A 23474-nucleotide genomic window follows, 5' to 3' on the forward strand; every position below is an offset into this window, starting at 1 on the left:
TCATGATTACTCATTTTCTGATAGCCGGAAACTGCTTATTTTCTCAAATCCGCTGCAAAGTTAAGACTTTTTCTACAATATCAAGCATAAATTCCCAAAAATTATTGCTTTTTGCTGCAAATTTATCATTTTTGCTTACTTTTCTGCAAGAATATGCATAAAAACGGAGAAAAATAGTTGCTATTTGCAATGCGGCAAGCCGCGAGAATGCAGGAATTTATGGATTGTTACTTTCCATAAGTCATCCTTTCGTTTCAATCGGAAGGTTGAAACCACACAGGCGTCACCTGGCCAGAAACTCAATCCCATGATTCCATAGTTGTAATGTCCGTGAATGGAAGTAGAGATGTCTCGATGCGTCAAACCTATCGTTACGATTTCATCATTACCTCCATGCTCTTCATGCAACATTTTCAGGATCCCCCCAGCCCAATACCTGTTTCTTGGTTTGTAGAGACATGAGGCAGGTATTTCTTTCTTGTCTCCTACAAATACAGAAGCCTCCAACTCAGCCTTTGGTACCTTATTGAAAATGATACCCAATTGCTTCACGAGTTCTTCTCTCAACTGTTCTGCCTCCTGATGTGAGAAATTTCCCAAAGGCTTTAACTCTATGACATAACCCAATGGAGGATCAGCAGGAAGGCTGTCTCCCATGCCCTCATTGCCATGGCTCTGATTTCCATTGTAACAACCTGCTAAAAACAGGATTGAGATTCCAGCTATAAACAACAATAACTTCTTCATAATCTTCAAACATATAATTAAAAAAACATAGACATTTCTATTCCCAATATGATCAATAACTTCTTCATAATAATGCAAAAGTAGAAAAAAATAAGCAAGTAATGATGCTATCCATACGTGGATTGTATCAAATACTCGCTTATGTGTATGAAATCATCAATGCCTATAGCATCAAATCCTTGATGGTTGTACCATTCATGAATCTGCTTAAATCTACCCTTTCTCCAATACCATGCAAATGTCCGGTTTCGGAATACTGCCAGATATTGCACTTTCCTCTGCCGCCGATAGAGGGTTGTCGGGAGTTATAATTGGCGATGAAGAGATAATAACGATTGAACTTCGCCCCCATCTCCTTATTATAGAAGCTCTCGTTGTTATAGATGATAGGATACTTGCCATAGTGTTTCTTCACCAAGTCAGCAAACACCTGTATGCTATCCTGCAGCTGTCGTCCCTTCCATCTTCCCTGGATGCCTTTCTCCTCCACATCCAATACAGGAATCAAGTCCTGTTCACTCTTCTTCACCATCTTTTGGAAATCCCGGAACTGAACAGTTGCTGAAGAGCCGGCAGACATCAAATGATAAGATCCTACCTTCAACCCATATTTACGAGCCAGTCTGATATTTCGGCGATAATGTCGATCCACATATCCTTTACCATGTGTAGCTCTGATATAAACGAACTTGATTCGCTTATTCTTCGCTATTTCCTTCCACTTGATAACTCCATTGTGTTTCGAAACATCAATGCCGTCATATCCGCCATGGGTATAAGGTTGCCCTTTCAATCTATCAACGAACACATCAGAATAAGATGAAGCGATGCCCACCCATCGCTTCACCTTATATGGCGACACCACATACATGATTCCCAGACCAATACCAGCCAAAACGACCAGGCAGCCTAAGGAAACCAAAGTATATTTTAATCCTTTCTTCATTACATTTTATTTTTTAGTTGTTTTCAGGGGACAAAGATAGTGAATTTATCCGAAACGGCATGGAAAACAAGGGGATAAATGTATGAAATGGGGAGCTGGAAGTACGAAATGACAAAACGGCTACCTGACATTACTCATCAAGTATCCGTTTTAAAGATTCTATCATTTCCTGAATTGCCTTTTTCAAAGGTTGCAACTCATTTTCTATAATCCACCAAATCTGATCGGCATCAACCTCAAAATAATGATGAGCTATGATATCACGTAAACCTTTCACATTTTTCCAATCAATTTCAGGATGAGTTGTAAGAAGTTCTCCTTTAGTAACCTTATCAAGTCCCTTTAAACTTTCTCCTATAGCAATAAATTGCATACATATGGAATCAAGAATTGCTACCCCAGTAGAAGACATCAGAAAATCATCGCCACAATGATAAGGTTGTGAACGCTCTTCTATATGCTCAATAGAAATATGTACTCTATTAAGTATATCCAATGCTACATATTTATCGTATTGCATAGATTCCATCCCGTTCTATTCTTGATTTAAAAAAAGGATTCATGTTTTTGTGAATACGCACTACATCAACTGAGCACTTGAACAAGCTCTCTAAAAACTCTTTCAAGTCGGCCAATAAAAATGGATTAGGAGTTTCTGTTTCTACACAAATATCCAAATCGCTTTGCTCTGTTTGCTCATTTCGTGATACGGAACCAAAAATGCGCAAGGTCTTGATTCCAAAATCTTTAGTAATCTTGGAACTATTTTGCCTTATTATTGCTATATAATCTTGAACTGTTCTCATAACACTTATCTTTTAAGACAGTGCAAATATAAGAAATTATCTGGTATCTTCCAAACTTTTTGCCATGTTTTTGCAATTCATCCCACAAAATATCATTTTAAAACTTTGGTACTTTCAAATATTAATCGTAATTTTGCAACATATTAGAGTAACCAAAATTAAGGAGGATTACAATATGACTAAAATAATGTCAAACTCAAAAGAACCTGCAGTTACCTATCGTCACGATTATGCAACAGAGGCTCATAACGAATCCGAAGAATATCCTTTTATGACATCATGCAATAATGACGAGTTGGCGAATCATGTCTTAGCCCGTGAAGAAGAATATGCAAGAACAGGCTACGCCGTTGATTTTCTAGAAATGATGGCCAATTTCAAAAACGAATTCGAATGGTAAAGATACGAGTATTTAATCTCTCACCATTTCATTACCACCATATTCCCATCAAATTTACCCCACATTACGGGATGTTGACGATTCCCTGACACTTCTACTACTCCCTCATGTACGAAGTTATAGATTTCCTTAGACGTGATTACTCTGATTCTAGAATTTTTATAATCTGCAGGAATTTCTAATGCTAGGCAGAAAAAGACAGATGATACCTTGCATTATCTTAAGAAATATCAGAAAAGAGGGTCAGTCATAAGTTCATGACGCCTCCTCTTTGTCTTTTGATGAAACATAATCATCTTTAAAGAATTCTTGACTACTTACAAGTTTTCATTATCTGTTCTGCAATCTTTCTAAATGTTTGTCCTGCCATACCTCCTCCGGAAACCGGAATCTCCGGTCTTTTATAGCTGACGAATACCGTGTATTTCGGCTTCTCTACGGGGAAGTAACCACAGAAGTCAGCATAGATGCCATCATCCGTATGGATAGTTCCAGAGGTACCAGCCACATTGACCATTTTTGATTCTGCCTTCTTGCCCAAGCCATTTGTAACATAGAACCTAAAAGCCTTCTTCATTGATTCGATATTCTTCTTTTCTGCAATCATAGAGTCAACCACGATAGCAGAACTATCCTGCGATTTTAGACTAACCATTTTACCTCCATTGGCGATGGCATTGAAGAAGCTCACAAAATTGACTGGCTTTATATGGTGGAAGCCCAAAGCGTACAAGGGCCAGGAACCTTTGAAAGTAGAATCCTTCTCTAATCCCATTTGCTCCAGCTTTTGCAAGAAGACATTTTTATCTTGATAAGCTACATCTACAGCCTTGTCAATGGCAATACTGGAATTGTATGCTAATCCTTGCAGAAGAGTCAATTCCCCATATCCACCCTTTCTCCAATTATGGTCATAGATGGTATCCTGCCCAACAACATCAATACCGTCATAAGTATCAAACATATCGTCCAGCGATACATTTCCTGTTTCAAGAGCAGCAAGCAGGGATGCACTTCTGAAAAGAAATGTTTCGCGAGCCTTGGAAAATAAGGTGGTATCTGAAACAAGTTTCCCACTATTCTCCTTCAACCCTACCATCGCCCTGAGATTACCAGTCGATGTCTCCACCACAATTGCTATACCTTCCGTAGCGCCATACTCTCCCATTCCCTGTTTGAGCAAACTATCAACAGAGTTCTGCAACTGAAGATTGACTGTACTTACAGGAACCTGTTTATTAGAACAAGCTGCAAATCCCATCACGATAAGCAACACGAATGCTGCAAAAAATATTTTCTTCATCATATCACCTTTATATTATTGTCACTACTATTTCCTTTATTTGTTACAACTTCAGATGTCCTAGTCATATTATTAAGGGAAACCTATGTTCTCTTATTAAGACTATTCTGAATGGTTTAAAAAGAAAGCATCCAATACTTTCTCAAACACATCATTAGGACTAACTTTATTGAAGAGACGCATAGAAGTTTTGAGTTTCAGCACGTCAATTCCGCTTCCCATGATATATTTGATATCCTTATCCTTATGGAGCAAGAGCGCCTTGCAGCATTCACGGAGTCTATCACCCAGAATTTCATGTTCAACATAGGCTCTGGCTTCACCCTCGCCATCCAAGCCATAGAATTTAGAATTGTAACTATGTCCGAGTCCCTTCTGTTGCGGGAAGATATACCATATCCAATGGCTTTGCTTTCGTCCTTCCTTCAGTTCACCTAAAGCCTGGGTATAGGCAAACTCCTGTGCATCCAGAAAACGCAAGAGATCATAGTGTGGCTGCTGAGCATTTGGATATCTGATAATGTCCGCAGGTGTAGAATCAGACACTAAGCTTTCACCAGCGACAATTCTCTCATGATCATTTCGTTTGGGGCATTTACCGGGAACGAATAAAGCACTCAAAGACTTCACAAAAGTGACACTTAATTTCAAAAAATTCATCCTCGTTTTAACGTTTTATTAAATTATATGAAACGGCACATACTATATTGCTTACTTCTTAAATACTATCCAATTCGTTTGATATTTAGACCATGGCTTTATTGGATGTATTTCATGGACAGTTCCTACAGAATCACGATACCACGAATAATTCCATCCTGATCCCATATCCAAGTACAGAGCATATTTGACCTTCAAGTTTGCCAACTTTTCCACAAATTCGCTATAAGCCAACGCTTGCTTAGCCTCAACAATGCACAGCTTGCCATCTAGCTCGCATAATGCCCGATAAATATTCAATGGCTTATCCTTTCTAAATCTAGGCATAACTCGCCCATTATAAATAATCATATTCTGTCCAAAGCCCATACCTCTATGCTTTTCCGCTTTCCTAAGTTCACTAGCGTAACTATCATACAGGAACTTCCATTTGCCTTGATACCAAACAAAAGCCCCCGTATTCGTTTTAGCCACGTAGCCTCTATAAAAAATACCACCAGACACATGATTTCCTGCTACATTGCGATGCGCAAAAGAATCCAAGCATTCCCCTGTAAACGCAGCCTCAGCACAATAGCTCACAGACATATCCGTGTCTTTGCTTGGTCGCTTACCGCAAACCAAATCTACAGTGTTATAAATCGGTGTGAAGACAACCAAATCCCCAGAGTCTTTCAGATTAACAAAAGTTCTAGTATTGGAACTTGGCGCTACAATCTTTATTGTTTCAGATAGGCTGTCAGCATTTACCTCTATCACAAAAGGTTTAGGCTTATGGTTACAAGATAGCATAACCATAAGCACAAAACACATTGATAGAAGATTCAACTTTCTCATTTCAAATCATTTTCTTTTTCCGAAGATGGCATTCAACACCATCTTACCCACTTTTCTTTCTAATCCAGCCTTAGAGGTTGGAATCCCCGTCTCACGTGCAAACTTCTGTTTAGCCTGCGTGATACCGAGTGCCCGATTTAAGGAGAATGATACTCCTGGAATTTTAAACTTTGACATAAGCTATTACGCTTTTACTGTTACACCTGCATTATTAGGAACATTTGATTGAATATAATCAGAAGGGTTAGCCTTTACTTTCTTCAATTCTTGTTCTCGCCATTCTTCAATAGCAACATTTAATATTTCCGCTTGAGCCAAAGCAACCTTATTCATCAACTCTTGATTAGCCTTCTGCTCCGCCTCCAACTTCTGTTTATTGCGTTCAGTAGAAATGGTTACTTCCGTATTTACCTCATCATTCAAATCAGAAATTTGCTTATCCGCAAGAACTCTAACTCGATACATTTCCGCCCTAAGCATATCGTCATATGGTCCAGAAGCAATCATCATTTTAAAGAATGTTGGAGCCGTTTCTATAATGACAAAGAGCAACATTATAAACAACGATGCAATTTGAGTAGAAGTACTTTCATCCTTTAATTCAGAGAATGCACTCATTTTTGCTTGAAACCCTTTATATTCAACGTCCAATTTATCTCTAAAAGAACCTCTTTCTTTAATTGTACGTTCATCCCAATCTTTATGACGGACATTTGCTTCATTAATAATATTATTGATAGAATCCACATCATGCTGCAATCTTTCACTTTCCTTAGTAGTCTCATCCTGCTTTCTTGCCATCAAATCTTTCAATCTACCATCAGAAGCAGCTGCTTCACCACTTTTTCTTCTTACTTCCGAATTTAGATTATTCAACTGCATTTGCAAACTCGAACGTTGTGAACGCAAAGCATTTCTTTTTTGCAAAAACGAAGCATATCCAACGTTATTCTTTTTCGCCATGGCTATTCGAGAATCCAACATACGGATTTCATTTGACAGATTCTGCACTTTGGCACGCACTGGAGTAATTTTTCCCTGCAAAGCCTGAATACCAGAAAGCAAAGAATTAGTTTCTGTGCTGCTAGTCGTAATCTGACTATCAAAAAGAGCTACTCCGTTCATTATTTCATCACGCTTCTGAGCTATAGAGTCACGAAGTTGCACGCTACCGCTTATTTTATCTTGCAGCAACTTATCCTTGTCCTGCTCTATTCGTATATCTATAGCATCTTCAAATATTTTTAACTCTAAAGGAGTAGATATTACTATACCTAAGAATATTGCCATTATGATTCGAGGAAGACCAGACTTAAACTCTTGCCAACTAATTGTCACCTTTCCATCTGAATACATTGTATTCACGATAAATCTGTCAAGGTTGAAGATCAGCAATCCCCAAAAGACTCCAAAACAAATAGCAACAACTTCATCATCAAAAACAGAAAACAAAGCATAGCTTCCTGACAAAGACGCCATTATTGCAGTAAACAAAATTGTACCTCCCATTCCCGCATACTTGGCGTAATCCGTTGGACATTGTCTCACGATTTTACGGTTTACGCCACAACACATCCAAAGGAACTCATTTAAGAAGCCTCCCCATTCAACATATTCTAATTCATTATGACTATCTTTCTTCATCACTTACAAATTTTAAATGTTCAACTTTATTAGTAATTACATCTATTGCCATCTTGATGCGAGAACGCAAACTGCTTCCTATTTTTATAGACAAAGGGTGCAAAGAGTTCAACTTTGCAAATTTAGTTTCTGTAGGATGCAAATTTACATTTAAGCCCAGCATATCAACTGACAATTCTTGCATCTGTACATTTAGTCCTACTGCTGGAGATGGTATGTTCTGTTGTACAAAAACTGTCCTCTCTAATTTTGGCATCGGAAGCAAAATCGCTTTAATGAGAGGTAAAGGAAGGACCTTTATGGTTATTGGAACTCGTTTTGTCCCAAATTCATCCACCACCTCCAACACATATTGTTTTTCCTTATCAGTTGTTACAACTTTCTTTCCTACTAGAGGAACTGTTTCGTCTTCCAATTTTACCGACTTAGCATTTTTCACATCCCAACTCAAAGTCACTGGCACATCCTTAAACGTAAATGTCTTATCTGTCTTAAATAACACTTCACTTTCAGCAAAGACACCAACAGTTACAGACTTAGAAACTTCCGTTATGCCATCAAGAGCTATTGCTTTTATGGTGTAAGTTGTAGAGACATTTGCCGAACACTTTTTCTTACCCTGCAATGGTATAGGCTCAGAATGGGCATTAGTCTCTAAAACAACACTCTTTGCTTTTTGAGCATTCCAATGCAATAAAGTTGTTTGCGCTTGCCCTCTTTTGAGTTTATCTAAGCTTAACCCCACTTCTAAACTTACACCCTCCACAACATTTACAGAAAGCTTTGCTGCAACTGTTTTTAATCCATTTTCTACTTTCAGTTCATAGCTTTTCAATCCTATATGCAATGGTCGTACTTCACATTCACATATCGTTGCAGGAATATTCTTTCCATTCAAATATACACGAGAGGCATCATTCACTTCCCAAGTCAATTTATAGGATTGCCCTACAACAAAATAATCTGATGAAGCCCTAAAAGATTTTATCTTTGGCTCTTTTGTATATTTGTCAACTAGTGTCGTAAATGGTTCCAAATTACAGATATCATCTTCATCAAGATAATCCGACAATATCTTGAGCAGAATAGGAAACAAACCTCCCAACTGCATTAAGTCTGCATAAACTTGACAATTCTCTAAGTCCTTGAAATCCTCAAAAGAAAACAACAACTGCTCAGAATCTTCAACTTGATACTTCTCAACTAAAGACGATTTTTCCGCTATAGCTAGAATAGAGAGATAGATTATCAGTTCAGAAAAATAATCAACCTTTTCATTTGCCAACAAATTGTCACCACGTTTAGGATGCTGATACCCTTTTAAACCTTTAATAATATCAGCCTCACCTTGCAATTCTGGAACATAAACAGAATCATAGTCAATCAAAAATAAATTATCATTATCATCGACCAAGATATTACCATGCTGTAAATCCCCATGAGATATATGACATTTATGCAGCATAGTTATCATCTTGACAAAATTATCTGCCAAGATCTTTAACTTGTTCTTGTCATTCTTATGAATACAGATATACTCCTTGAGATTTTTTCCATCTATCCATTTCATTCTAGTAGTTGGATATTTCTTACCTTCAACTACGATACCTTCATCAACATATGTAAAACTACAGAAATATGGAAGATTCAACTTAGATAAAGCAGAAGAGAGTGTCAAAAAATGTCCTCTCAAATTGCCCAAATCCGCATGCCAACAACGAAAAGCCCACACCTCATTATTATACTCAAAAGGATAAACAACAGAAAAGCCACCTGTATATGCTACAAGTCGCCCTCTCTTGTCCCTTCGGAAGATACCTTGTCGGGCAAAAGAATCAATAACCAAAGATTGGTTATTCTCTATTGATGTTCTTATACTTGGTAATGTAGGCATTATTCAGATCTTTTAAATTTATTAGAAATGTTATCAGACAATTTAGCCATTTTCTTCTGATTTACCTCAGTCTTAATGTACCCATTGCCACTTCCCCATTTACTATATATCATAGATGATTCTGTCACTTTTGCTTTTTTCTGCTTGTAACCATTTCCCGAAGCCCATTTTGAGGAAATTCCTTCTGCTTCACTTTTCAAGACTTGTTCTAACGGCAACAATTCATCAATGCTTGTCTTTCCGACAAACTCTATCAATCTATTTACCATTGGCAACAATGTACTATTAGATTTTAGTTTATCTATCACCATAGATTTTGATGGATTATCTATATCTTCTTTGGAAAAAAGCATAGTTTCAGTATCTTCAATATGCAAATCATCCCAAAGAGACGGGAACAAAGCCAAAGCCTTCAAACTCAGATATATCACCAATTCAGAAAAATAGTCTGCCTTTTCCGAAAGAAATTCATTATTCCAACGAGCATTATGTTGATAGCCAACAAGCCCCTTTATCTCATCTTTCATCCCTTGCAAAGATGGGACATACATAGAATCATAATCCACAAGAATGATACTTCCATCATTCTTCACCATAATATTTCCATGTTGTAGGTCTCCATGAGAGAAATGGTTACGATGCAAGTCTTTTACCATTGTCATGAATGTATCTGCCAAAACACTGATAACAGAACTTTCATGAATATGCTCGCCTATATATTTCTTTAATGGCAGGGCATCTACCCAATCCATCACCACTATTGGTTGCTTGCCTATAGCAGTTAATATACCTTCATCATAGTAATCAAAGCCTACGAAATATGGCAATCCACTTGCATGTAATGCCTCCGATATCAATTTAGTTCTTTGTTTACTTTCTGCAATTTCTGCATGCCAACAACGAACTGCATATTTCTTACCAGGTGTTTGATAAGGGTACACCACACAAAAACCACCTGCATATTTTACAAGACGGTTTCTTTTTTCTATAGGATGCCCATCTTGCAAAACTGTAGGCAAGACTAAATCTTGTACTTTTATAGAGGTATCATACTCTGGAATACTCGGTAACGCCATAAGCCTCTATCGTTTCAAAAATTTATACTTTTTGCAATGACTTTCCAAAGTCTCTCTCAGCGATTTTTTCACAAACTTATATGCAATTTGTCCTGTGAGGTTCTTAATACCAGGTTTCTTACGTAAGTTTCTTTCAAAAGAACCCATGAAATCTTTTATAAATTCTTCATCAATTTCACTTTCGTTCGTTTTCATCACTGGCATTAAAGTCTTCTTCGAGTCATCTTGTCCCAAATTCTTTAAGGAATCCTCATATCCAACATTAAATTCAGTATTTCCGTCATAGCGAATAACAACTAAAGTACTATCGTCATTATGCATACCTTTGGTAATCCTCCAATCAGAAACAAGTTTTTCAAAATCCTCATGGGTTCCAATATTCAAAAGTGCATCAACAAGTTCCTTGACACTCCCCTTTTTCCTTCGTTCGTTCAAAAAATCAGAAAATGGATCAGAAACCAACAAAAGAACACTATCCGTTTCTAACGTTCCTTTAAATTCTTTTACATTTCCTTTACCAGACTGCTTTGGATTACTATCAAAATGGTCAGGAAAGTTATCAAATTCATCCCCCTCTTGCGATGTACAAATTTGCACGATTTCCCCATCTTTGATTTCTATCAAGCAGGAATCACCAAGTACTTGACAATGCCAGTTAGCACCAACAAAACGAACGCCAAGCAAAGTCGCTCCCGCAGATTTCCCCTGTGCCACAAATTTCTCATTACGATAAATTATATTTTCTTTCGTTCCGTCATGTTTTTGTTCTTTAATTCTATCCAGCACTTTTTCTAACCATTTGCCTTGCAGTTCTTTTAAAAATTCATTACACTGTTCGCCATACAAGTTCCAACGAGGATTATTTACAAAAGCATCAACAAGGTTCTCCGCCCAAATCTTTTGGAAAAAAGATTGGGACATTCCATCTGATACTGCCACAGATTTAGTATCAGAATTGATACTAAATCTGTCCTGGCAATCAGAAAATGTTTCTGCTTCTTTATGTGTTATAAACGCACGTATATCCATATTTACAAACCTTTATCTCCTTGACCTTTAGATGAGCCAAAATCTATCAACTGAATAAGATCTACTGCTCCGGCATTAAATATACAAGCACGAGAACCTTCCTTCACATCTAATTCTTTCTTGCGAGCTGCATCCTTGTAAGAATCAGGAATTTCACTTGTTATATCAAATAAGAACTGAGCCTCAACTTGCTGTATCGTACCACGTTCTGTTGGGAATACAACTTTATTAGAATCCTCACCTATTTCAGCATTAAAAATTAGGACATTACCATCGTTGTTCGAAAGGCTCTTTATTGAGTCAACCAACTCAACAGTCTCTTTCATACACACTCTTGGATCTTTTCCATCATAATAAGGCACACCATCTGATATATTTATTATAACAGGGGCAGGACCATCAGCATTATCTTTCATCCATTTTTCGCACAAGTCTTTAGCTAATTTAAAAGCACCCAACATATTTGTTGCACCATCTTGCGTAATTGGCTCAACCCAAACTGGTTGTTTTACCTCAACCTCGATAATTCCCCCATTACCATTATACTGTTTCTCCTTGGCTGTTTCATAACGCAAAGGATTCTCATCAAGATCTTTTAACCAACCAGAACACAACTCTTTGACATCGTGATTATAACCTATTACAGAAATAAAGCAACGATTCTTTGGAGCCTCACCATCATAATTCTTAGATATAATATTATCTATCACTTTGTTTACAGCCAAAGAAGCAAATTCTGTACGGTTTTTTCCTGCAGCATAAGGGCTTAACATTGAACCAGACTGATCCAACAAGATAATTAAAAGACCAGGAGTCGCAGAACTCCATTGTTTTTCATTTTTTGCCATAACTTATAAAATTAAAAATGTTTATAAACTTATTATTGTTTAAGTACTTTAAACTTCAACGATATACTATCTTTTAAATTATTCACATCAGCATCTAATGTATTGAACTCATAAAATCTTCGATAAATTTCATCAGTATACATACCGGGACCTCCACCATCCCTATATAATTTAAAAGGCAAATGAACCAATTCTGTCAATTGCATATTATCATTTACATATATATCCAGTTGTAGATACTTGTATTTTTCACATTTCCAATTATCGCCAACTTCTACAAAATCATCTTTTGCTGATTTTTTCGATGACATTATGTTGAAAATAATAGGCAAAGACGTTTCTCCTTGATTCTCTATCCATTTTAACAGTATCTTTTTAGCTTCATCTAAAGCTAGCTCCTTTGCAGAATCATCACTCTCGGATTTGACTTCTATCCAAACTGGTTGTTTTACCTCAACCTCGATAATTCCCCCATTACGATTATACTGTTTCTCCTTGGCTGTTTCATAACGCAAAGGATTTTCATCAATTAACCAACCAGAACACAACTCTTTGACATCGTGATTATATCCTATTACAGATATAAAACAACGATTCTTTGGAACTTCACCATCATAATTACGCATTATAACTGTATTTATCAATTGATTCACCAATTGAGTTGCAACAACAGCCTTACTTTTGGACACACTTTTAAGCAAACTATTCATTCGAATAGATTGTTCAATAACGAATATCCAAATGGTTGGATTGAATGTTGACATAATATATTTTTCCAATACCATAAGTATACCTCGATCCCCAACTTGTTCCCAGAAGTTAGCTTGTTAGTTGTTAAATACCAGTGAAATGGCGTGGGACTATTGTTCGGTCGCCGAAATAGAGGTTGTGGAAAGACCTTTCAACTAGCAACTAACAATAGCCCACGCCAAAAGGTATATCGGCACCTTCCTCCTATAGAGAAAAGGATACAATAATCCCATAGCGTGAGCCGTATTGCTGTTCGTCATAGTTGAATTTTGAAATTTCCACATTTCTATTTCAAGACTAACGTTCAATACGCTCATTCATTTGAGTCTTCATCGCAGCCGTTCTTTTCCGTCTGCTCCAACTCTGACCGCAAAAGTAAGCAATATTCTTGATACCGCCAAACTTTTAGCGATGTTTTTTATCCCGAAGGACAAAAAAGGCATTGAACGCTGCCATTGCCGAGAGAAAAATACTTCCACATTTCTATTCCATGGCAACAATTCAATGCCCTATACCTATATACCATCCCTTGCAAGAAGGTAAACAAACTGTAACGATTATCTCTTCGTTATCGTTTCTTTTCTCATAATCATCGTAAAATTACCAAGGGATGTCTTGACTTTATAAACGCCATTCTTTGATGATACCAGCTTTGCCGACATTCCCATAAAGCTGACGCCGCCGTCCTTCTTCTCAATGGTGTACTTTCCGAAAGGAGTAGCTACGATGATGTGGCGCTTGGTGTTTTCAACTACACCATACACTGTACCGGATGGTGCCTGCTTTACCTGCTCAGCTACGCTCTTTACGGCATTTGCCACATCGGTGTTGTTACTCTTTGCAAAACTGATTGTGGTGACAGCTACTACCATCATCAACGAAATCATAATCTTCTTCATACCTTATTATATATAAAAAGGGTTATACTTCATGTTCCTCGTTCCACGATTTTTTCTTTTCTACCGCTTCCCGATTACGAGCGCAAAAGTAAGAAGATTATTTCTATCAGCCAAATATCTAAACCTACCTTGTATGAAATGCCATTCTGAATGTACAAAATTACAAAGAGGGGGCGCCATAAGTCTAAATTACAGTTGGCGCATAACAGTTGACCTACGCATGCACATCACCTGTTGTGCAAGCGCATATCAGCTGCTATGCAAGCGCACAACAGCTGTTGTGCGACCGGAGATACTAACTAACTCAAAAACATATACTATCTTTTCTAACAACTTATACTATGTTTTCCAACAACATATCAGTAACATTCCAACAAAAAAGGGTGAATCATTTACTTATGACACAGCCTCTTTGCTAAATCAGACACACAACTAATCTTATCTTATAATATTATACTCAAACTCATAATCCCCATTCTTCAGCCATTCGGGAACATCTTCCCCATTTTCCATAAGGCCTTATTCCTCCTTTTTTTAGTTCAAATTACAATTGCAAAAAATACCTCCCGTCAATATTTATAACCAAAATGCATATACCTACAAGTTTGGAATCTAGCGATAAAAACAAGAGAATTGAGAGGCCGGAATTCTCTGTTTTCTGCTCTATATTAAGAACAAGACCTATAGTTGTACGACTATAAAGTTACAGTTGTACGACTATATATGCTATGGTTGTACAACTGTAGAGTTATGGTTGTACAACTATAGGGGTTATAGTCGTACAACTATAGATTTTCCTCAACGGCATATTCTTGTCAAGAAATCACAAACACCTGATTATCAACAAGTTTCTATTCTTCTTCATATTTGCGATATTCTCAAAGAACCCAGAAGCGTCTGAAAATATGAGAATCTCAGGCAAGCTAATGTAAAAATGTTTCATTCTTAACAACGCCGCATCACTACATCTTCGGGATATTCTTACAGATTACCTACTTCATTTTCCACCCATCAATGGTTCCCGTCTTCGATGAGAAGTTGCAGCCTATCTGATAAATCTTTCTGCCATCTGCTGCATATTCCCTGGCATAGCCCATATCCTCTATCTGCTTCAGGGCTTCCTCTGCCGAACCATCACGCTTGAATTCGAAGATGTAGATATAGTTCTGGGTCTCAACCACACAATCTACCCTACCTTCGCTTTGCTGCTTTTCAATGAACACAGTGAAACAGCTGATCATTCTCAATACGAGATAAAAGGTATATTGGAAATAACGCTCCTTCTCGCGCTCATCGCCCTTGCGACGCTGGCTATAAGGAATGCTGGCAAAGAAGGAAGTCATCAGATTCTCCAACTGATGGCAATCTCCCACGTCCATAGCACTCACCACTTGTAAAACAAAAGCATCTGTCGATTCTTTTGGCTGCAAATAGCTAGTAGCCACCAAAGTAAGGAATCCATTTTTCACCTCATCATTCGGAAAATCCAAAAGATAGGAATCCATATTCATGTTCCAATCCTTTATCGTAAGATAGCCACTCTGATAAATCATAGGCAATGGCGCTTCTACATCTGCTCGATAATCCACGAAACTACTTGTTGGATAATACTTGCCTGTCAATTCATTCAAATTCTCCTTAAAATGGGAAAGCAAGCGAACCAAATAAGTTGGTGTACCAGTACGAAACCAAAAGTCACTTAGTCTCTTCTTGCTCAAAGAATTCAAGATACTAAACGGATTATAGATATCGAGCATGTCTGAGCTAAAATGATAACCGTCGAACTTACGTTTCAACTTGTATTTCATCCCCTCCTCTGTAGTCTTATATCTCACAGCCATCACTTTAATCTGTTCCTCGAATGTGGAATACAACTCTTCTTCCGTAATACCGCAAAGTGCCTCGTAATGCTCATCCATACTGATGTCATCAGGTTGGTTAAAACCACTGAACACACTCACCTGAGAGAACTTGGTAACGCCAGTCAACAAAACGAACTGCAAATCGGCATCGGCTGCCTTGAAAACTGAATAAAAACCTTTCAAAACTTCTCTATTCCATTCCTCCAACTTTCTCTTCTGACCATTGATTGTAATATTCAAATCTTGGTCCAAGACATCTAGCAAAGGCTTGTCGTATTCATCAATCAAGACAACAGCACGAAGACCAGTTTTCTCATGGGCAGCTTTGAGGACAGATACAAATCGGCTTCCCAATCCTTCAGCAAACTCATCCCTCCCATATATTTTTTCCTGTCGTTCAACAAAACCTAACAGGGTTTTATCCAACATTCCTGCATCAGTAAAATTAATGCCATTGAAGTCTAAATGGAACACAGGATATTGCTTCCATTCCTTCTCCAGCTTGTCGATGGCAAGCCCCTTGAACAACTCCTTTTTTCCCTCAAAATAGTATTTCAAGGTAGATACGAGCAACGACTTTCCGAATCGTCTAGGACGACACAGAAAGTATATTTTACCATTAGTCACTAAGTCATAGACCAATGCCGTCTTATCAAGATAAACATAATCACCTTCTATGATTTGTTCGAAGTCTTGTATTCCTATAGGATATTTCATATTGCTGCCTTTTTAAATTCTTTCGGCAAAGTTACAAAAAATAATGATACAAGCAAAAGAATAGCCCGAAAAAAATAACGAGATTGCAAAATACCATATTTGTGGGATTGTTGACAAGGAAAAAAAATAATACCTTTGCCTTTTGAAAATAATAGTTTAAAATCATGGTAGAAACAATGAATAATATTGGAAATAGACAGCCGGATAGCAATGCTGGCTGCAGTAAGCAAAAAGGAGTGAAGAATAAGCAAACCCGGCAGCTGGTACTATGGATTGGCGCTTTGATAGTAGGCGCAGTCTTGGGGATATTCGGCATCAGCTGGCTGGATGGTCTGATGAACTTCATAGCCACGGTCTATACCCGCTTATTTCAGCTTCTGGCAGTACCAACCATAGCCTTGGCTGTTATCACAACCCTGGCATCCTTGGGCAACCAGGCAGATACCGGTAAGATATTCCGCCACGCCATCACCTACACCCTGCTCACGACGATAGCAGCTGCAGCAGTGGGACTGGTGCTCTACAACATCGTTTCTCCAGGCAATTTACCTACAGCCTTGGTACAGAGCGGTATGGCGGATGTTCCCCAAAAGCTGGGAGAAACCAGCTATTATGACCATATTCTTGGGGTAATACCCAACAACATCATCAAGCCGTTTGCCGAAGGAAATGTACTCTCTATATTGATTTTGGCGGCAGCAGCAGGTATTGCTTTAGCCAAGATGCCATCAAGCGATAAGAAAGAAGTCGTGATGAAGGGATTGTTTGGATTACAGGATCTGCTTTTTATGCTGATTCATGGATTAATCTGGGCTCTGCCTCTGGGTATCGTTGCCTTTGCAGCACAACTCTCAGCCCAGTTCTCTGCGGGTATCGTGATGGCTTCTCTAGGAAAGTACGTAGCTGTTATCCTGGGAGGTAATGTCATTCAATTCTTCATCATCCTTCCGCTCTTCCTCTTGGCAAGAGGCTTGAATCCTGTGCGTACACTGGGCAAGATGATGCCGGCAGTATTAATGGCTCTGTTTACAAAGAGTTCTGCTGCTACGTTGCCGGTGACGATGCAGACAGCAGAAGACAGGCTGGGAGTTTCCAATCAGGTTTCCCGCTTTGTATTACCTATCTGTACTACCATCAACATGAATGGTTGCGCTGCGTTTATCCTCGTAACCTCCTTATTTCTGATGCAGAATGGAGGAATGCCTTTACCTTGGACTACGATGATTCTCTGGCTCTTCATTTCAGTTATCTCAGCAGTGGGTAATGCAGGAGTACCGATGGGATGTTATTTCCTTACCCTATCTCTGATGTCCGGTATCAATGCTCCTATCGGCATCATGGGCATCATCCTGCCAATCTATACCATCATCGACATGATTGAAACGGCAGAGAATGTATGGTCAGACTCCTGTGTCTGTGCCATGGTGGATAGGGATTTGAAAAGATAGAAACAATAGTGAACATGCAAAAATATCACCATGATTGTAGGATAAGGGCAGAAAAACTTTGTGCTTTCAAGATTTATTCGTACTTTTGCAGTCAAAAACAGAAAGGGAGGGATGAATGCTGATGCAGAAATCCCTCTTTTAATATAACAAAAAAGAAGAAAGCCTATGTTCCATATCGCTCAATACTTCCCTATCACAGACCCTACGTTGATATTCTTCGTAGTGCTCCTCATCATCCTCTTTGCCCCTATCATCATGGGTAAACTCCGTATCCCGCACATCATCGGTATGGTGCTGGCAGGTGTGCTCATAGGCAAATACGGACTGAATATCCTGGAGCGCGACTCTTCGTTTGAGCTCTTCGGAAAGGTGGGACTCTATTACATCATGTTCCTCGCTGCACTGGAGATGGATATGGAAGGCATGAAAAAGAACAAGTCGCGACTGCTTATCTATGGCCTGCTCACCTGTTTTATACCATTCTTCCTCACATACGGCATGAGTATCTGGCTGCTCCACTACTCTGCCAAGGCTTCCTTCCTGCTGAGCTGCATCATGGCATCCAATACGCTGATTGCCTATCCTATCGTTTCGAGATACGGACTGCAACAGAAACCGAGCGTTACGCTGAGTGTGGGGTCGAGCATGATTTCGCTGCTCATAGCCCTGATTATGCTTGCCGGACTGGTAGCATCGTTCAGCAAGCATGACGGTGTACTGTTCTGGGTATTCTTCACCCTCAAGTTTGCTGTCTATTGTGGCGTGATGATCATACTGATTCCCCGACTTACAAGATGGTTCTTGCGAAGATACAGCGATGCGGTGATGCAGTTTATCTTCGTACTTTCGATGCTCTTTATGAGTGCGGCACTTTCGCAGATAGTGGGCATCGAGGGCGTTTTCGGTGCTTTCTTCGCCGGTCTGATATTAAACAGATATATTCCGCATGTTTCGCCACTGATGAACCGCCTCGAGTTTATCGGCAATGCCCTCTTCATTCCTTATTTTCTGATAGGTGTGGGCATGCTAATCAATATCAATCTGCTGTTTCAGGGCAGTCATATTCTATGGGTCGTGTTCTGCATCGCCTTCTTCGGAACCCTGGGCAAAGCCATCGCAGCCTATATCGCCTGTCTGGGTTTCAGGTTGCCACTTTCTTCGGGTCACATGATGTTTGGACTCACTTCGGCTCATGCTGCCGGAAGTATCGCCATGGTGATGGTGGGTATGCATCTGCTCGTAGCACCGGGCACTTATCTCGTAAACGATGATATGCTCAATGGTGTGGTTATGATGATTCTGATTACCTGCATCATCTCATCCATCCTTACCGACCGGTCTTCGCAGAAGATTATCCTGAGAGACAAGGAACTGCCTGATGCAGAAGACGACAAGAAGGTGAGCGATGAGAAAATTCTGGTTCCGGTGAAATATCCTGAATATGCCGACAACCTGATGAGTCTGGCGTTTCTGGTGAGAAATCAGAAGCTGAACAGGGGACTCATCTGCCTGAATGTGGTATATGAAGACAAGGACATGCGATACAACCAGGAACAGGGAAGAAGGATTCTGGAACATTGCAGTCAGCTGGCTGCTGCCACCGATGTGATGACGCAGACCCAGGTTCGTATTGCCGCCAACATCGCCAACGGCATCAAGCATGCCTTCAACGAGTTCCAATGTTCTGAGATTATCATCGGAATGCACATGCATCCTGAGGTTTCGCCGAAGTTCTGGGGAGAATTCCACCAGAGTCTTTTCAACGGATTGAGCCGCCAGATTATCATGGCACGCATCAGACAGCCGTTGAATACATTGAGAAGAATACAGGTAGCCGTACCTTCGAGAGCAGAGTTTGAGCCGGGTTTCTACCGCTGGCTGGAACGACTAGCCCGACTTGCCGGCAACCTCGACTGTCGCATCCAGTTTCATGGCAGAGAAGAGAGTCTGGCGCTCATCAATGAATATATCAAGAACCGGCATCCGGAAGTGCGTGCTGATTATACCCAGATGATTCACTGGAACGAGTTGCCGCAGCTGGCTTCGCAGATATCTCCAGACCACCTGTTCGTGGTAGTAACCGCCCGTAAGGGAACCGTATCTTACAAGACAGCACTGGAGCGTCTGCCGGAAGAAATAACGAAATACTTCTCAGGTACCAACCTGATGATTATCTTCCCCGACCAGCATGGTGATTCCTACGGCGACCAGCTTACCTTCGCTGAACCTCAGCATCAGGAAGAGATCAGTGCTTACGAATCATTCCTGCAATGGTTTAAGAAGAAGTTCAGAAAATAAAGAGAAAACAAAGGTCACTCAGTTCTTACCGAGTGGCCTTTTTAAAATTACTCATTATTATTGATAATGAGCCAACATTTTTATCCAAAAATACTTAATTTTATCCAAACAACCCAAACTACTTTTAGTTAACAAGATATTTTAAATATGGAAATATCAATCTAACATCTCAAAGAAACGCATCTTTTAAAAAATGTAAAGGCCGCTTCATTTCTTAAAATATGTTTAAGAAAAACCGAAAACACCCTTCACCACCCTTCACCTTTAATAAATTGATATACAGAATGTTAAATAAAAAGGTGAAGGGTGAAGGTTTGAAAACTCTATTTATATATGTACGCGTGGGTAAAGGAAAAAAGGGTAAAATCAAAAAGTACCCTAGGGTCAAAAATCGAAAAAGCCCTAAAAAGAATATAATATAAAGATTTAAAATATACCCTTCACCCTTCACCTCGTCACCCAACACAGCTTCCAAGTCTTCTTTATCGAAGATATTTTCTTATCCTTCGGAGATATTCTGCTATCTTTCGGAGATAATTTCTTATCTATCGGAGTTATCTTTTTATCCTTCGGAGATATTTTCAGAATGATTTCATGGTATTTTCTGTACTTTATTTCCCGAATCCACGCAAATCGCACAAATCGCATAGGTAGGAAACGGAAATGTTGTATCTTTGCAACGTCAATCAGAAGTAATGCTGGATTCCTGAAAAAAACGACATAAAAATTTGGAAGTTAGAATTATTCAGCGTAATTTTGCAGATGAAAATCATAAAACAGAAACAATATGCAAACAAGTAAATACCTATTAGCTACAAAAAGAGATGCCGAATGGGGACTCACCATCAGCACCGTGGGACGAGAAGAAATCGCCCCAGGAGAAGCCTATCCAACAAAAGGACATGCTGACGGATATTACTTCGATCTTCAGAAGGGAAGAATACTCGACGAATACCAACTGCTTTACCAGCCAGAAGGTGAAGGAGTGTTCTGTTCTGCCCATCTCCCGGAAACAAAGATCAAGGCTGGAGACATCTTCCTGCTCTTTCCCGGTGAATGGCATAGCTATCATCCATCAGGCACCAAGGGTTGGAAAAGCTATTGGATCGGCTTCAAGGGCAAGAACATCGACGACCGCGTGAAAGCAGGGTTTCTTTCTCCTGAAAAGCCAATCTACCATGTAGGTTACAGTAACGAGATTATCGCTCTCTACGAAGAGGCTTACAAAACCGCACAGGAAGAGGTTGCTTTTGCACAACAGACTATGGCGGGTATCGTAAACCATCTGATAGGCAAAATGTATTCTCTGGAGAGAAATATCGTGTTGAGCAAGGATACCAAGCATGTTGACATGATCAATAAAGCCCGTTTGCGTATCCGAGAATCGCTTGAAGATACGCTCACCATCCAGGAGATTGCGCAGGAACTGGGCATCAGCTACTCTTCTTTCCGCAAGCTCTTCAAGGAGCATACCGGATTCGCTCCCGCCCTCTATCAGCAGAATCTGAAACTGCAGAGAGCCAAAGAACTGCTGTCTACCACCGACGAGAGCATCAAGGAGATTGCATACCGGCTCAATTTCGAATCGCCTGACTATTTCTCTGCCAAATTCAAAATTCAGACGGGCATGAAGCCATCAGATTTCAGAAATATGACGAGATAGTCAAAAAATAAGGCTCTAAAATCAATTTCTCTTGTTCCATATCCTTTTTTTGGTCTACCTTTGCAAACGTGAACAAATAACAGCAACTTAAAGACAAAATTCATAATGGAACAAAAGAAATACTTCTTCGCGGTAGACTTAGGTGCTACCAGCGGAAGAACCATAGTAGGAAGCTTGTCAGACGGCAAGTTTGACTTAGAGGAGCTGACCCGTTTCGACAACAACCTGATCGAAACAGGCGGTCACTTCTATTGGGATATCTACGCCCTCTACTTTGAGATTATCAAAGGATTGAAACTCGTAGCACAGCGTGGCATCCACATCCAGAGCATCGGTATTGATACCTGGGGATGCGACTTTGTATATGTAGACAAGAACGGAGATATCCTACGCAACCCGATGGCGTATCGCGACCCTCATACCATGGGCATCATGGAGAAATACTTTGATGAGAAAATCAGCAAGGAGAAGGTTTACGAAAAGACCGGCATCCAGTTTATGAATTTCAACTCATTGTTCCAGATGTATGCCATGCGCAAGGCAGGAAACGTGGCTCTGGAGAATGCCGACAAGATTCTCTTCATCCCTGATGCACTGAGCTATATGCTCACCGGCAACGCCATCTGCGAATATACCGTAGCATCTACTTCTCAGATTCTGAATCCGATGACCGGCGATTTCGACATCGACCTCGTGGAAAGTATCGGATTGAAGAGAGAACAGTTTGGCAAGATGACCCATCCTGCTACCATCATCGGCACACTGACCGAAGAGGTACAGAAGATAACAGGACTGAATGCCGTTCCCGTCATCGCAGTAGCAGGTCATGATACAGCCAGTGCCGTAGCAGCCGTTCCTGCCAAGAACGAGGAGTTTGCCTATTTGAGTTCAGGAACCTGGAGCCTGATGGGCATCGAGACCAAGAACGCCATCATCAACGAGAAGAGCTATGAGCTCAACTTCACCAACGAGGGCGGCATTGAGGGCACTACCCGATTCCTGAAGAACATCTGCGGCATGTGGATTTACGAGCGTTGCCGCAAGGAATGGAAAGACGAGGCTGCTGCCAACCAGAAAGATATGACTTGCCTGGGTCATGCAGAACTTATAGCTGAAGCCATGAAGCAGCCAGCCTTCCAAAGCATCATCAACCCGGATGATACCTGTTTTGCCAACCCATCGAGCATGGTAGAAGCCATCAAGCAGTATTGCGAAAAGACCGGTCAGCATGTTCCTCAGAGCTATGGCGAATTCTGCCGCTGCATCTTCGAGAGTCTTGCCCTCCGCTATCGCCAGGTATTCACATGGCTCAAGGATTTCGCCGACATCGACCTCAATGTGCTCCACATCATCGGTGGAGGTTCGCTCAACCAATATCTCAACCAGTTTACTGCCAACAGTTGTGGTGTAACCGTATTGGCAGGTCCTCAGGAAGGCACCGCCATCGGTAACATCATGCTCCAGGCAAAGGCATCGGGCTTGGTAAAGGATATTTGGGAAATGCGCCAGATTATCGCCAACTCACTGGAGCTTAATACATTCGAGCCACAGAACAAGGAAGCATGGGATGCGGCTTACGAGAAGTTTTTAAAGGTAAAAAAGTAAAAGGGTAAAAAGGTAAAAATAAACAATAATAACAAAATACAT

The 23474-nt window shown here is 39.9% G+C and carries 21 protein-coding genes; 5 read left to right on the top strand and 16 right to left on the bottom strand.

The window, feature by feature from the left end; genetic code table 11:
- Positions 1-180 precede the first annotated feature (180 nt).
- From KUA48_RS05605 to KUA48_RS05620, 4 genes are all read right to left on the bottom strand, one after another.
- Positions 181-747, bottom strand: coding sequence for a hypothetical protein (locus tag KUA48_RS05605; protein WP_218432447.1), 567 nt, complete (start codon positions 745-747; stop codon positions 181-183).
- A gap of 163 nt (positions 748-910) precedes the next feature.
- Positions 911-1693: a glycoside hydrolase family 25 protein gene (locus KUA48_RS05610; protein WP_218432449.1), complete on the bottom strand. Its 783-nt coding sequence runs from the start codon at positions 1691-1693 to the stop codon at positions 911-913.
- A gap of 130 nt (positions 1694-1823) precedes the next feature.
- Positions 1824-2213 (bottom strand): DUF86 domain-containing protein, encoded by a 390-nt coding sequence (locus KUA48_RS05615; RefSeq protein WP_118254968.1) that lies wholly within the window; start codon positions 2211-2213, stop codon positions 1824-1826.
- Complete coding sequence (locus KUA48_RS05620) at positions 2200-2499, bottom strand: nucleotidyltransferase family protein (RefSeq protein ID WP_118254967.1); 300 nt, start codon at positions 2497-2499, stop codon at positions 2200-2202. The genes KUA48_RS05615 and KUA48_RS05620 overlap by 14 nt, the downstream gene beginning before the upstream one ends.
- A gap of 175 nt (positions 2500-2674) precedes the next feature.
- Here KUA48_RS05620 and KUA48_RS05625 point away from each other — a divergent pair, with 175 nt between their 5' ends.
- Positions 2675-2899, top strand: coding sequence for a hypothetical protein (locus KUA48_RS05625; RefSeq protein WP_147380631.1), 225 nt, complete (start codon positions 2675-2677; stop codon positions 2897-2899).
- Between the two features lie 313 nt (positions 2900-3212).
- Here KUA48_RS05625 and KUA48_RS05630 read toward each other — a convergent pair whose 3' ends face one another.
- The 12 genes from KUA48_RS05630 to KUA48_RS05685 all read right to left on the bottom strand — a co-directional run bounded on the left by KUA48_RS05630 (position 3213) and on the right by KUA48_RS05685 (position 16418).
- Positions 3213-4205: a penicillin-binding transpeptidase domain-containing protein gene (locus KUA48_RS05630; protein ID WP_218432450.1), complete on the bottom strand. Its 993-nt coding sequence runs from the start codon at positions 4203-4205 to the stop codon at positions 3213-3215.
- Positions 4206-4304: 99 nt separating this feature from the next.
- Positions 4305-4748 (bottom strand): DUF1810 domain-containing protein, encoded by a 444-nt coding sequence (locus KUA48_RS05635; protein WP_334649284.1) that lies wholly within the window; start codon positions 4746-4748, stop codon positions 4305-4307.
- Positions 4749-4913: 165 nt separating this feature from the next.
- Positions 4914-5699: a hypothetical protein gene (locus tag KUA48_RS05640; protein ID WP_218432461.1), complete on the bottom strand. Its 786-nt coding sequence runs from the start codon at positions 5697-5699 to the stop codon at positions 4914-4916.
- A 6-nt stretch (positions 5700-5705) separates the two neighbouring features.
- Positions 5706-5876 (bottom strand): hypothetical protein, encoded by a 171-nt coding sequence (locus tag KUA48_RS05645; RefSeq protein ID WP_182429619.1) that lies wholly within the window; start codon positions 5874-5876, stop codon positions 5706-5708.
- Between the two features lie 6 nt (positions 5877-5882).
- Positions 5883-7343 carry a DUF4407 domain-containing protein gene (locus KUA48_RS05650; RefSeq protein ID WP_218432463.1) on the bottom strand — a complete coding sequence of 487 codons (1461 nt, stop codon included), beginning with the start codon at positions 7341-7343 and terminating at the stop codon, positions 5883-5885.
- On the bottom strand, positions 7330-9237 hold the full coding sequence (locus KUA48_RS05655) for an AarF/UbiB family protein (RefSeq protein WP_218432465.1): 1908 nt from the start codon (positions 9235-9237) through the stop codon (positions 7330-7332). The genes KUA48_RS05650 and KUA48_RS05655 overlap by 14 nt, the downstream gene beginning before the upstream one ends.
- Entirely contained in the window at positions 9237-10313 is a 1077-nt protein-coding gene (locus KUA48_RS05660; RefSeq protein ID WP_218432467.1) for an AarF/UbiB family protein, read from the bottom strand. The genes KUA48_RS05655 and KUA48_RS05660 overlap by 1 nt, the downstream gene beginning before the upstream one ends.
- Positions 10314-10319: 6 nt before the next feature.
- Entirely contained in the window at positions 10320-11342 is a 1023-nt protein-coding gene (locus KUA48_RS05665) for a protein phosphatase 2C domain-containing protein (protein ID WP_218432468.1), read from the bottom strand.
- A 2-nt stretch (positions 11343-11344) separates the two neighbouring features.
- A complete protein-coding gene (locus KUA48_RS05670) occupies positions 11345-12190 on the bottom strand; it encodes a vWA domain-containing protein (RefSeq protein WP_218432470.1) in 846 nt (281 codons plus the stop codon).
- A gap of 32 nt (positions 12191-12222) precedes the next feature.
- On the bottom strand, positions 12223-12954 hold the full coding sequence (locus tag KUA48_RS05675) for a hypothetical protein (RefSeq protein ID WP_218432473.1): 732 nt from the start codon (positions 12952-12954) through the stop codon (positions 12223-12225).
- A 543-nt stretch (positions 12955-13497) separates the two neighbouring features.
- Positions 13498-13839: a hypothetical protein gene (locus KUA48_RS05680; RefSeq protein WP_218432475.1), complete on the bottom strand. Its 342-nt coding sequence runs from the start codon at positions 13837-13839 to the stop codon at positions 13498-13500.
- Between the two features lie 992 nt (positions 13840-14831).
- The gene (locus KUA48_RS05685) at positions 14832-16418 is read right to left on the bottom strand and encodes an ATP-binding protein (protein ID WP_218432477.1); all 1587 of its coding nucleotides are present in this window, start codon (positions 16416-16418) and stop codon (positions 14832-14834) included.
- Positions 16419-16654: 236 nt separating this feature from the next.
- Here KUA48_RS05685 and KUA48_RS05690 point away from each other — a divergent pair, with 236 nt between their 5' ends.
- The 4 genes from KUA48_RS05690 to rhaB all read left to right on the top strand — a co-directional run bounded on the left by KUA48_RS05690 (position 16655) and on the right by rhaB (position 23432).
- On the top strand, positions 16655-17866 hold the full coding sequence (locus KUA48_RS05690; protein WP_228114801.1) for a dicarboxylate/amino acid:cation symporter: 1212 nt from the start codon (positions 16655-16657) through the stop codon (positions 17864-17866).
- Positions 17867-18031: 165 nt separating this feature from the next.
- Positions 18032-20164: a cation:proton antiporter gene (locus tag KUA48_RS05695; RefSeq protein WP_218432479.1), complete on the top strand. Its 2133-nt coding sequence runs from the start codon at positions 18032-18034 to the stop codon at positions 20162-20164.
- 787 nt (positions 20165-20951) lie between these two features.
- Positions 20952-21827: an AraC family transcriptional regulator gene (locus KUA48_RS05700; RefSeq protein ID WP_006848297.1), complete on the top strand. Its 876-nt coding sequence runs from the start codon at positions 20952-20954 to the stop codon at positions 21825-21827.
- Positions 21828-21932: 105 nt separating this feature from the next.
- Positions 21933-23432, top strand: coding sequence for a rhamnulokinase (gene rhaB, locus KUA48_RS05705; protein ID WP_218432481.1), 1500 nt, complete (start codon positions 21933-21935; stop codon positions 23430-23432).
- Positions 23433-23474 lie beyond the last annotated feature (42 nt).

It is taken from the genome of Segatella copri (assembly GCF_019249795.2).
GTDB lineage: Bacteria > Bacteroidota > Bacteroidia > Bacteroidales > Bacteroidaceae > Prevotella > Prevotella copri_B.